Source organism: Clostridium neonatale (genome assembly GCF_001458595.1).
Classification (GTDB): Bacteria; Bacillota; Clostridia; order Clostridiales; family Clostridiaceae; genus Clostridium; species Clostridium neonatale.
This window is the reverse complement of sequence record NZ_LN890328.1, coordinates 2492144-2505399: the sequence shown is the minus strand read 5'-3', so window position 1 is coordinate 2505399 and position 13256 is coordinate 2492144. Positions and strand designations below refer to the sequence as shown.

General features: G+C 30.0%; 11 protein-coding genes. 10 read left to right on the top strand and 1 reads right to left on the bottom strand.

Translation table 11 applies throughout. The annotated features are described in order from the left end of the window. Positions 1–6: 6 nt before the first annotated feature. Positions 7–198 (bottom strand): alpha/beta-type small acid-soluble spore protein, encoded by a 192-nt coding sequence (locus BN2920_RS18250; protein WP_058296396.1) that lies wholly within the window; start codon positions 196–198, stop codon positions 7–9. 114 nt (positions 199–312) lie between these two features. On the opposite strand from BN2920_RS18250, the gene BN2920_RS18245 reads away from it, so the two are divergent. The 10 genes from BN2920_RS18245 to BN2920_RS18200 all read left to right on the top strand — a co-directional run bounded on the left by BN2920_RS18245 (position 313) and on the right by BN2920_RS18200 (position 13251). After that, positions 313–1386 (top strand): undecaprenyldiphospho-muramoylpentapeptide beta-N-acetylglucosaminyltransferase, encoded by a 1074-nt coding sequence (locus BN2920_RS18245; protein ID WP_058296395.1) that lies wholly within the window; start codon positions 313–315, stop codon positions 1384–1386. 428 nt (positions 1387–1814) lie between these two features. After that, complete coding sequence (gene nifJ, locus BN2920_RS18240) at positions 1815–5321, top strand: pyruvate:ferredoxin (flavodoxin) oxidoreductase (protein WP_058296394.1); 3507 nt, start codon at positions 1815–1817, stop codon at positions 5319–5321. Positions 5322–5555: 234 nt separating this feature from the next. After that, a complete protein-coding gene (locus BN2920_RS18235) occupies positions 5556–5909 on the top strand; it encodes a DUF1292 domain-containing protein (RefSeq protein ID WP_058296393.1) in 354 nt (117 codons plus the stop codon). A gap of 423 nt (positions 5910–6332) precedes the next feature. Further along, entirely contained in the window at positions 6333–7526 is a 1194-nt protein-coding gene (locus tag BN2920_RS18230) for a pyridoxal phosphate-dependent aminotransferase (RefSeq protein WP_058296392.1), read from the top strand. Between the two features lie 165 nt (positions 7527–7691). Continuing rightward, on the top strand, positions 7692–8330 hold the full coding sequence (locus tag BN2920_RS18225; RefSeq protein ID WP_058296391.1) for an HAD family hydrolase: 639 nt from the start codon (positions 7692–7694) through the stop codon (positions 8328–8330). A 26-nt stretch (positions 8331–8356) separates the two neighbouring features. Then, positions 8357–9088, top strand: coding sequence for an aminotransferase class IV (locus BN2920_RS18220; RefSeq protein WP_058296954.1), 732 nt, complete (start codon positions 8357–8359; stop codon positions 9086–9088). Positions 9089–9213: 125 nt separating this feature from the next. Continuing rightward, positions 9214–11211, top strand: coding sequence for a flagellar assembly protein A (locus tag BN2920_RS18215; protein ID WP_058296390.1), 1998 nt, complete (start codon positions 9214–9216; stop codon positions 11209–11211). A gap of 10 nt (positions 11212–11221) precedes the next feature. Further along, positions 11222–11671, top strand: a complete 450-nt coding sequence (locus BN2920_RS18210) for a chemotaxis protein CheW (RefSeq protein WP_058296389.1) — start codon at positions 11222–11224, stop codon at positions 11669–11671. A gap of 9 nt (positions 11672–11680) precedes the next feature. Next, positions 11681–12169: a chemotaxis protein CheD gene (locus BN2920_RS18205; protein ID WP_058296388.1), complete on the top strand. Its 489-nt coding sequence runs from the start codon at positions 11681–11683 to the stop codon at positions 12167–12169. Positions 12170–12183: 14 nt separating this feature from the next. Continuing rightward, a complete protein-coding gene (locus BN2920_RS18200; protein ID WP_058296387.1) occupies positions 12184–13251 on the top strand; it encodes a protein-glutamate methylesterase/protein-glutamine glutaminase in 1068 nt (355 codons plus the stop codon). The last annotated feature ends 5 nt before the right edge of the window (positions 13252–13256 follow it).

Sequence of the window (13256 nt, the reverse complement as noted above, 5' to 3'; positions counted from 1 at the left end):
AGGATATTATAGTCCTTTTTCGTACTGTTCTACCATTCTTTTAACCATTTCTCCACCAACGCTACCGCATTGTTTAGAAGTTAAATTTCCATTGTAGTCTGTGAATTGAACACCCATTTCACCAGCTACTGTATTTTTAAAATTTGCTAAACCTTGTTTAGCTTCAGGAACTAAAGTTTGATTACTATTGTAACTCATTATCATCAACCTCCTTTGGTTTACAATCATATATTGTGTAAAAAAAGAAAAAATATATTATAAAATTAAAGGACATATAGGACAACTTTAACATTTTTAGAAAGGATGAGACTTTTGAATAAATATAAGATAATAATGACAGGCGGAGGAACGGCAGGACATGTAACTCCAAATTTAGCACTAGTACCCAAGTTAAAAGAAAAGAATTTTGAAATAAAATACATTGGAAGTTTAGATGGAATAGAAAAAAATATAATAGAAGAAAATAATATCCCGTATTATGGAATCAGTAGTGGGAAGTTAAGACGATACTTTGATTTTAAGAATTTTACTGATCCGTTTAAGGTTCTAAAAGGTGTATTTGATGCTACAAGAATATTGGCAAAAGAAAAGCCAGATATTGTATTTTCTAAAGGCGGATTTGTAGCTGTACCAGTTGTAATAGCAGCTCATCTGAAGAAAATACCTATAGTTGCACATGAGTCAGATATGACTCCAGGTCTTGCAAATAAATTGTCAGCTCCATTTTGTGATAAGCTTTGTGTAACCTTCAGAGAAAGTCTCAAATATATAAAAGACAATAAGGGGATTTTGACAGGAAGTCCAATAAGGGAAGAAATATTAAAGGGCGATAAAATAAAAGGGAAAAAAATATGTGGGTTTAAAGATGAACGCGAAATTTTATTTATTATGGGTGGAAGTACAGGGTCAAAAGTTATTAATGATTTAATAAGAAATAACATAGATTCATTATTAAAAGACTATAATATAATTCATATTTGCGGAAAAGGAAATTTAGATTCGAATCTTGCAAATAAAATAGGATATAAACAATTTGAATATGTAAATGAAGAATTACCACATTTAATGGCATGTGCAGATTATATAATATCGAGAGCGGGTGCTAATTCTATTTTCGAATTTTTAACATTAAAAAAGCCAACTTTATTGATTCCTCTATCTAAAAAAGCCAGTAGAGGAGATCAGATTTTAAATGCTAAGTCATTTACAAAAGAAGGTTATTCACTAATGATAGAAGAAGAAGAATTAAATACTGAGAGATTTATTAATAAAATAAAGGAACTTAAACATGAGAAAAATAATCTTATAAGAAACATGGAAAATAGTCAAATGAAAAGTGGAGTTGAGAATATAGTTAAAATTTTACTTCAAAGTATAAAAAGATAATTACTACAAGAAATATAATTATTATATAAATCAGACCATTTTATACAATCTAATCTTGAAAAAATTTTTATGTGAGATATAATAAGAGAGTAGGTTATTGTATTTTGTGTGTGCAAGTTAATTATTTAACAAAATAAAATAGCAGACAATATTTATAATTTAAAATTATATTTTTATATATATAATTAAAAATGTTGGACTTTCAATGCTTTTAGTAGTTGTGTTCAAGAAGTATATAAAAGCATGGATTTGTGTTTTAGTATGTTTTTAGGAATGTAAACTAAAATTACATTCCTAAGTAATATAATTTTAGATTATAAAAAAAGTAAATTTAAAGTGTGTTTATTAGTTGGTCATTTTGTGACTTGCTTATAAAAATTTAAATTATTCTAATTTGAATTTTACCAAATGAAAGAGGGGTCAACGCGATGAGAAAAATGAAAACAATGGATGGTAATACTGCAGCAGCTCACGTTTCTTATGCATTTACAGAAGTTACTGCAATATACCCAATCACTCCATCATCACCAATGGCAGAACATGTTGATGAATGGGTAGCTCAAGGAAGAAAGAACATATTTGGACAACCTGTTAAGGTAATGGAAATGCAATCAGAAGCTGGAGCAGCTGGTGCAGTTCATGGATCTTTACAAGCTGGAGCATTAACAACAACTTATACTGCTTCACAAGGTTTATTATTGATGATACCAAACATGTATAAAATTGCTGGTGAAATGTTACCAGGAGTATTCCATGTATCAGCTAGAGCATTAGCTACATCTTCATTAAATATCTTTGGGGACCACCAAGATGTTATGGCAGCAAGACAAACTGGTTTTGCTATGCTTGCCGAAGGTTCAGTTCAAGAAGTAATGGATTTATCAGCTGTAGCTCATTTATCAGCTATTAAAGCAAGTATTCCATTTTGCAACTTCTTCGATGGATTTAGAACTTCTCATGAAATTCAAAAGATTGAAGTGCTTGAATATGATGAATTAGCAAAATTATTAGATTGGGATGCTGTTAAAGCTTTCAAAGCTAAAGCATTAAACCCAAATAACCCTGTAACAAGAGGAACTGCACAAAATGCAGATATATATTTCCAAGAAAGAGAATCAGTTAATAAATTCTACAATGAACTTCCAGAAGTTGTTGAAGGATACATGGCTGAAATCACTAAATTAACAGGAAGAGAATATCATTGCTTCGATTACTATGGTGCACCAGATGCAGACAAAGTTATTGTTGCTATGGGTTCAGTTACTGACGTTTGTGAAGAAACTGTAGATTACTTAAATGCAAACGGACAAAAAGTCGGTGTTGTTAAAGTAAGATTATTCAGACCGTTCTCAAATGAAAGATTATTAGCTGCTATTCCAAAGACTGTTAAGAAGATTGCAGTTTTAGATAGAACTAAAGAACCAGGTTCTGCTGGTGAACCATTATTCTTAGATGTAAGAAATGCATTCTACGGTAAAGCTGATGCTCCTGTAGTTGTTGGTGGTAGATTTGGTCTAGGTTCAAAGGATCCAAATCCAGGTCACATTGCAGCAGTATATGCTAACCTTGAAAAAGAAGAACCAAAGAACGGATTTACATTAGGAATAGTTGACGATGTTACAAATACTTCACTTGATGTAACTGAAGACATAGATGCTACACCAGAAGGAACTACAGCATGTAAGTTCTGGGGTCTTGGATCAGACGGTACTGTTGGTGCTAACAAGAGTGCAATCAAAATCATTGGAGACCATACAGACATGTATGCTCAAGGATACTTCTTCTATGATTCTAAGAAATCAGGTGGTATCACAGTATCTCACTTAAGATTTGGTAAGAAAGAAATTAAGTCACCATATTTAATAAATAAAGCAGATTTCGTTTCTTGTTCTAATCAATCATATGTACACAAATATAATGTACTTGATGGATTAAAACCGGGTTCTACTTTCTTATTAAACACTATCTGGAATCAAGAAGATTTAGAAAGAGAATTACCTGCTTCATACAAGAGATTTATAGCTAACAACAATATTAAGTTCTATACTTTAAATGCTGTAGCTATTGCTCAAGAGATTGGTCTTGGTGGAAGAATTAACATGATTATGCAATCTGCATTCTTCAAGTTAGCTAACATTATTCCAATAGAAGACGCTATTAAGTATTTAAAAGATGCTGTTGTGACTTCTTATGGTAAGAAGGGTGAAAAAGTAGTTAACATGAACAACGCAGCAATTGATAAGGGTGTTGAATCAGTAGTTGAAGTTAAGGTTCCAGATTCATGGAAGAATGCTAAAGACGAAGAAGTGGCTCCAATTAAACATGCAACTAAATTTGTTAAAGAAGTAGTTATTCCAATGAACAGATTAGAAGGGGACAATCTTCCTGTTTCTACATTTGTTGGAATGGAAGATGGTACATTTGAAGCAGGTACTGCAGCTTTCGAAAAGAGAGGAATTGCAGTTAATGTTCCAGAATGGGATTCAGCTAAATGTATTCAATGTAACCAATGTGCAATAGTATGTCCGCATGCTGCTATTAGACCATTCTTACTTAATGAAGAAGAAAAAGCTGCTGCACCAGCTGACACTAAGATAGTTGATGCAAAAGCATTAAAGAGTGAAGAAAAATTATATTATGCTATGGGTATAACACCACTTGATTGTACTGGTTGTGGAAACTGTGCTCAAATTTGTCCAGCGCCTGGAAAAGCATTAGTTATGAAACCACAAGCATCACAACATAATCAAATGGAACCATGGGATTACTTAATGCATGATGTTAAGCCTAAGAAGAACCCAATGAATAAGAATACAGTTAAGGGTAGCCAATTCGAACAACCATTACTTGAATTCTCAGGTGCATGTGCTGGTTGTGGAGAAACTCCATACGCTAAACTTATAACTCAATTATTTGGTGACAGAATGATGATTGCCAATGCAACAGGATGTTCATCAATTTGGGGAGGATCTGCTCCTTCAACTCCATATACTAAGAACAAAGACGGTCACGGACCAGCTTGGGCTAACTCATTATTCGAAGATAATGCTGAATATGGATTAGGTATGTTCCTTGGAGTTAAAGCTATAAGAGAAGAAATTGCTGAAAAAGCAAAAGCTGCTATAGAAGCAGGAGATCCAGCTAAGGCAGAACTTCAAGATTGGTTAGATAATATAGATGAAGGTGCTGGAACTAGAGATAGAGCTAATGCACTTGTAGCTGCACTTGAAAAATCAGGAACTGAAGCTGCTAAGTCTATATTAGAACAAAAAGAATACTTCGTTAAGAGATCTCAATGGATCTTCGGAGGAGACGGTTGGGCTTACGATATCGGATATGGCGGTGTTGACCACGTGCTTGCTTCAGGCGAAGACGTAAATATATTTGTATTTGATACAGAAGTTTACTCAAATACAGGTGGTCAATCTTCTAAATCTACACCAACTGCTGCAATAGCTAAATTCGCTGCATCTGGTAAGAAGACTAAGAAGAAAGATCTTGGTATGATGGCTATGACTTATGGTTATGTATATGTAGCACAAGTTAACATGGGTGCTGATAGAAATCAAGTACTTAAAGCTATAGCTGAAGCTGAAGCTTATAATGGTCCATCATTAATCATTGGTTATGCTCCATGTATAAACCACGGAATTAAGATTGGTATGTCTAACAGCCATGAAGAAGCTAGAAGAGCAACTGCTTGTGGATACTGGCAAATGTATAGATATAACCCAACATTAGTTGGAACTGATAAGAATCCATTTGTATTAGATTCTAAAGAACCAACAGAAGACTTCAAGTCATTCTTAATGGGAGAAGTTAGATATGCTTCACTTGCTAAAGCATTCCCAGAAGCTGCAGAAGCATTATTTGAAAAGACTCATGCTGATGCTATGGCTAGACTTGAAGGATATAAGAAATTAGCTGGTAAGTAATATTAAATAAAAATATAAATTTGCGCAAAAAATTTATATGTAAGCCTTTATCATGGAATTATTCTATGATAAAGGCTTTTTTTATTATAATTAGTATTATTTATTAGAATTAAATTATTTAAAGAAGTGAATTGAGATAAATATTAATAATAAAAAATATATTTTTATATTTTGGGGTTTTAATTTTTATGAATAAAGGGTAAAATTAATTATAAACCAAAAGGAGGTTGAATAATGGATAAAGATTTAGAAAAATGTGGATGTGGATGCAATGAACATGAGGACCACGATAATGAATGTGGATGCGGATGTGGTGAACACGATCATGATAATGAATGTGGATGTGGTTGCGGTGATGAAGAAGAAAGTTTCGTAATTGATTTAGAAGATGAAAATGGAAATCTAACTTCATGTCCAGTAATAGATGCATTTAAATTTGAAGAAAACGAATATCTTTTAGCACAAAATCCAGAAGAAGATTCAGTATACCTTTTCAGAGTTGATAATGAAGAACTTGTAGTTCCTGATGAAGATGAGTTTGAAAGAGTATCAGCATTCTATCAAGAAGCGGCTGAAAGTGAAGAATAAAATTAGAACCTTAGCATTATAATGTGCTAAGGTTTTTTTATTCTTTAGGAAATTATATTCATGGACAATTTGTAGATAAACTGACTTGGAAAATATTGTAATAAACTAATTCCATTGAACCTAAAGAATAAAAAAATAAAATATATGCGCCTGGTCTTTTCTTCGGCAAGCTCAGAAAATCCAGAATGCGCTGAAAAAATCAACGGCTAAATGATTTCTTTAATTAAAGTTATTGTATTCTATTAGAGTTACATTTTATAGAGGATCATATCATAGTAGCCTTAGTAATTATTTACGTATATTTATTAAAAAAATTTAATTTTTTTTACATAGGTAATGTCAATTGATATTTAATTATAATAATGATATATTTTAATAGGAATAATTTATCAGATATATAAGTATAGTGGAGGGAATAAAGCAATGCAATTATCTAAAAAGGCAGGAAATATATCACCATCAATTACACTTGAAATAACAGCTAAAGCTAACGAATTAAAAAGTCAAGGAATTGATGTAGTAAGTTTTGGGGCTGGAGAACCAGATTTTAATACACCAGAAAACATAATAGAAGCTGCAATAAAAGCAATGAAAGATGGTAAAACTAAGTATACTCCAGCAGGAGGAATATTACAATTAAAAGAAACTATATGTAATAAATTCAAAAATGATAATAACTTAGAATACAAACCAAGCCAAATAATAGTTTCCACAGGGGCAAAACAAAGTTTAGCTAATACTTTTATGGCTATTTTAAATCCAGGAGATGAAGTACTTATTCCAGTACCTTACTGGGTTAGCTATCCAGAATTAGTTAAGCTAGCTGATGGTGTTCCTGTATTTGTTAACACTGATGAAAAAGATAACTATAAATATACAATAGAATCTCTTAATTCAGCTTTAACAAGTAAAACTAAAGCAATATTATTAAACAGTCCTAATAATCCTACAGGAACAATTTATAATAAAGAAGAACTTGTAGAAATAGCTGAGTTTGCTAAAGAAAATGACTTAATCATTATTTCAGATGAAATATATGAAAAGTTAATATATGATGGGAATGAACATATAAGTATTGCATCTTTGTCACAAGATGCATATGAGAGAACGATAGTTATAAATGGTGTATCTAAGACATATGCCATGACTGGTTGGAGACTTGGGTATGCAGCTGCAAGTGAACAAATTGTTAAGCATATGACTAGCATTCAAAGTCATATGACATCAAATGTAAATACTATTGCACAATATGCATCTATAGAAGCCCTAAATGGACCGATTGAAGATTTAAAGAACATGGTTAAGGAATTTGAAAGCAGAAGAAATTTTATGATAGAAAAACTAAATAGCATTGATGGCATTTCAATAATTAAACCAAATGGTGCATTTTATATAATGGTGAATATATCAGAATATTTGAATACTAGTTTAAACGGTATAAAGATCAGTAATTCTTTAGACTTTGCAAAAGTATTATTGGAAGAAGAAAAGGTTGCAGTAATTCCAGGATCAGGGTTTGGATTAGACAACTATGTAAGGCTATCTTATGCTACATCTAAAGAAATAATTGGAAAAGGTATTGAGAGAATATCAAGCTTTTTAAACAAGTTAAAATAATATATAATTATTTATGAAAGTATATGGAAATCAATAAAATTTCTATATACTTTCAGGTACTATTCAAATAGTTATTTTTAAGTATTTATCATTAATAAATCAGGATAATTCCTGTATGAATGAATATTTAAACATGAATATTTAGTAAAAAGGATGGAATTTATTTTGAAAAAACTGGCCATATTTGACATAGATTATACAATTACAAAAAGAGAAACTCTAATGGAATTTTTTAAATATATGATTAAAAAAGATAAAAGAAATATTAGATATTTACCAAGAGCTTTATATTGCGGGCTTATGTATTTAATAAAGGTATACGATGAAAAAAGAGTAAAAGAAGGATTCTTGAAATTTATTGAAGGAATGCATGAAGAGGAATTATTAGAACTTACAAGTGAATTTTTTGAATCAACATTAAAGAATATATTATATGATGATGCAATAAAAATGATGAGAGAATTAAAAACACAAGGATATGATATATATTTAATCTCAGCATCTCCTGAATTTTATGTAAAAGAATTTTATAAAATTAAAGAAGTTGATAGAGTAATTGGAACAAAATTTAAATTTGAAAATAAAGCTTTTATAAGAAAAATGGATGGTGAAAACTGTAAAGGAGAAGAGAAGGTTAGAAGATTACAAGAAGTATTAAAAAAAGAAAATATACAGGTAGATTTTAAAAATTCATATATGTTTTCAGATTCTTTATCAGACAAACCGTTATTGGACTTAGTAGGAAATCCATATCTTATAAATTATAAGAAAGATAATGAAATAAAGATATTAAAATGGAAATAATTAATTATCAAGAAGGTGTATTGAAAATGAAAGATAAAGTTGTATATGAAGTATTACGTGTAATAGATGGGAAACCATTATTTTTAGAGGATCATTTAGAAAGAATGAAAAACTCTTTTGATCTAATAAATGAAGAATTTTTATTAAAGAATGATGAAATAAAAGAGAAAATAAAAAATCTTATAAATAAAGAAAATAAATTATGTGGAAATATAAAAATAACTTATTCAATTACTGAAAAAAAATTAGATATATTTTTTATAAAACATTCATATCCTACTGATGAAATGTACGATAATGGAGTTAAAGTAATTTTGTATTTTGGAGAAAGAGAAAATCCAAATGCAAAGATTGTAAATGATAATTTTAGAAGCGGGGTTAATAAAGAAATTGAAAATAATAATGCTTATGAAGCAATACTAATAGATAGAAATGGATTTATAACTGAGGGAAGTCGTTCAAATATATTTATGATAAAAAATAATGTTATTTTGACATCACCAACAAAAGCAGTATTACCAGGAGTAACACGAAAAAAAGTTCTTGAATTGGCAAATCAATTAAATCTTAAAGTAGAAGAGCAAGAATACAATTATAAAAAAATTAATGAATTAGATGGAATGTTTATATCTGGTACATCGCCTAAGATATTGCCAATATATTTAGTAAATGATGTTAAACTGGATGAAAAGAATTCAATTATTTTAAAACTAATGAAAGCGTATGATGATAGTATAAACAAATATTTAAATGATTAGATTGACTAATATAAAGAAAAAACTCCATTTTAATCTAAATGGTATAATATTATACAAATATTAGATATAAATTTATTTTGCGCTGTGGTATACTTAATTATATATTATTGCTTGGAGGTTTGATTATGGGTTCGTTATTTTCAGGTTCATCTGTAGAAGAGTGCATTGCAAAAGCAAGTAAAGCTTTTAATGTAGCAAGTGAAAAACTAAAATACAATATTACAAAAGATGAGAAACGTTTCTTTAAAAGAAAAGTTGAAATTGAAATCTTGGAAGAAAATAAAGAATTAACTAAAGATAATGATGCTGGTGCAGCCGATAATGATGTTAAAAATAAAAAAGTAGGTAGAGAATCGACAAATAATATATACATTTCTGAAAAAATTTTAAATAATGGGGCAAAAGTAGAAAATGGTAAAATAATTGTTAAAGACTTTGAAGATGAAAGTACATTAATAACCATAGAACCATGCAAAGAAGTAATATTGATTATTAATGGAAATGAGTGTACTGCTAAAACACAAGTTACTTCAAATGATGAAGTTGAATATAGGTTTGTTGAACAAGAAGTTGAAAGAAATGCAAACATAGGTATAACTACAAATAAATTAGAGGCTTATTTAACAATTAATATTAAACCGCAAAATGAATTTAAATTAGTAGATACTCAATATGAAAAAAATTTGAAATTAAATGTGAAAAAAATTGGAGAAAAGTATCCATCTAAATATACTGTAAAAGAATTAAAAGAATTATTAAAGGATAAAGGCATAAGAAACGGAATATTAGAAAAAGAATTAGAAGATATTTGCAATGAATATAGTGTAAAAGAACGATTAGTAGCAAAAGGAACACCAGCAGAAGATGATATTGCTGATCAAATTAAATTATATTTCAATTCTAATAATGAATTAATAGACTATGATACAAAAGATTCAAAGGTAGATTATAGAAATAGATATTTAATATATAATGCGGTAGTAGGCGACGTATTAGCCGAATTTATACCAGGATCTGAAGGAAAAGATGGTATTGATGTTTTGGGACTTGCAATAAAAAGAAAGACATCTAAAAAGTTAGTATTGAAAGCAGGAGAAAATTGTACTCTTCGAAATAATAAAGTTATATCTGATGTGGAGGGACGCCCATCTATAAAGGGTAACACCATATCTGTTAACAGAGTGTATAAGATTGAGCAAGTTGACTTAAAAAGTGGAAATATAGATTTTGTTGGAAACGTTGAAATTGCAAAGAATGTTGAAGAAGGTATGAAGGTTATTGCTGGTGGAGAACTTCGTATTGGAAAGAATGTAGAGAGCGCAGAAATACAATCTTGTGGACAAGTTGTTGTAAATGGTAATGTATTAAGTTCTACGGTAAAATCAGGTGCTGACAATGTTGAAGTAAAGACATATACAAATAATATAATTCAATATAAAAACTATATTGAAAAATTAATTGATTCAGCAGTTCAGTTGAAGGATGGTAATTTATTAGGAAAAAGTAGATATGGTGAAATAATAAAATTGCTTATAGAAAATAAATTTAAAGTGATACCAGAACTATCTAAAAAGATTTTAAATTATAATGTTTCTAATGGCATTAAAGAGAGTGAAATAACATCATTTATTATAAATAAGATGTTAGGTTTAGGACCATTAAAAATAAATGACTCAGGAGAGCTTACAGAATTTTGTTATGTATTACAAGATGAAATTGATGATATGGAAGCTATTAGTGTTACAGCAGCTGACATATATATAGATTATGCCCAAGGTGCTAAAATTGAATCTTCAGGAAATGTATATATAACAGGAAAGGGTCAATATACATCAAATATATTAGCACTTGGGAATATAGAATTTACTGGTAATAATTCTGTGTGTAGAGGTGGAGAGTTAATAGCTGGTAATGAAATAAAATTAAAAACTGTTGGAAGTACAGCTGGAGTTAGTACCATTCTTAAGGTACCTAAGAATGGCAAGATAACAGCAGAGGTAGCATATAGTAATACGCTTTTCTGCTTTGGAGATAGACAATTATTATTGGAGATTTCATCAAAAGATTTAGTAGCATATCTCGATAAAAAGAATGATATAATAATTGAAAAATTTGTTTTGTAGGAGGAAAAAAATGACGACAGATGAAGTGAAAATGTTGATATTTGGATTGGATGGAGAAAAATATTCAACTGATATAAAAGCAGTAGAAAGAATTTTAGGATATGAAGAACCTACTTTATTACCTGATGCTCCAAATTTTGTTAAAGGTGTTATTAATTATGAAGATAGCATTTTGCCAATAATAAGCTTATCAGAAAAGTTTAATCTTGGATTAGATAAAGAAAGTGAAACAAGGCAGATAATTGTTGTAAAAAGGCAAGAGAAGAAATTTGGCATAATAGTAGAAAATGTATATGAGGTAAGAGATATTGATGAAAGTTTAATAGAAGAAGCTCCAGCTATAACAGGCTCAAAAGAGAGAAAGTATATTAGTGGATTAATAAGATTAGAAAATAATATTGTTATTTTATTAGACTTAGAGAAGATATTAACAACTCAGGATGAAGAAAATATCTTTTAGGGGGTAAAAATGACTAATGCAGAGGTAAAAGTAGGAATAGCAGATTTAAATTTAGTGCTAGATCCAGGTGCAATAATGACAATTGGACTTGGATCATGTATAGGAATAGCTTTGTATGATAAAGTGAATAAAGTTGCTGGCTTATCTCATATAATGCTTCCAGATAGCACACAATTTAAAAATGTTACTAACCCAATGAAATTCGCAGATTTAGCTATTCCTTTACTAGTTGAAAAAATGGAGAAACAAGGGTGCGCTAAGAGAAATATAACGGCTAAAATAGCTGGGGGAGCTTCAATGTTCAATTTTAGTGACAAGAGTATGATAAGCGATATAGGTAAAAGAAACGGTGAAGCTGTGAAAAAAACACTTAAGAAATTAGGAATACCAATAATTGCTGAAGAAATTGGTGGAGATAAAGGAAGAACTATGATTTTAAGAGCAAGCGATGGACAGGTTGTTCTTAAAGTTGTAGGACAAGGAGTTACTGAATTATAAAAGAGGTGATATGGATGGATAAAATTAGAATAGTAGTAGTTGATGATTCTGCATTTATGAGAAAAGCTATATCAGATATGATTGAGTCAGAAGATAGTTTTGAGGTAGTTGCAAAATTAAGAGATGGTAGAGAGTTAATAGAAAAAGTAGAAGATATTAATCCAGACCTTATCACATTAGATGTACATATGAGGGATCTTGATGGATTGGCTACACTTAAGGAATTAAAAAGAATGGGAAAAAGTTATCCTATAATAATGCTTAGTAGTGCTACAACAGAAGGATCTGAAATTACACTAGAATGTTTAGATAATGGAGCAATTACTTTTATAAATAAACCATCAGGAAGCATATCATTAGATATAGCCAAAATACAACGAAGGTTAATTGATGAAATTAAAAGCATTACTGCTAGTAAAAGAGAAAAAAAAGCTAATTTAAAGACAAGAGATAATATAAAAACAATTATTAACAAAGATATTGAAAAGAGCAATATAAGTATTCCTAAAAATAAAAAAATTGATGCGGTACTCATAGGTGCATCAACTGGAGGCCCTAAAGCGCTTCAGGAGGTATTAACTAAATTACCTGAAAATTTGGGCGTACCTGTTCTTGTAGTACAACATATGCCGGAAGGCTTTACAAAGGTATTTGCAGAAAGATTAGATAAAGTATGTAATCTTAAAGTAGTGGAAGCAGATAATGGAATGCATATAGATAAGAATACAATATATATAGCAAAAGGCGGATCTCATATGATAGTAGACAATAGAAAAACTATTATTTTAAATAAAGATCCTGCTATATGGGGAGTAAGACCTGCTGTTGATAAATTATTTAATTCAGCAATTGAATTATATGGACCTAATATTCTATCTGTTATCCTTACTGGAATGGGAAGAGATGGAGCTGATGGTACAAAAAATATAAAAAATAATGGAGGAATTACAATATCAGAAGATAAATCCACATGTACAATATATGGTATGCCAAAAGCAGCATATGAAACCCGAAAAGTAGATTTAGTAGTGCCATTAAATAAAATTGCAGAAAAAATAATTGAAATTGTACAAGGAAGGTAGGAGGA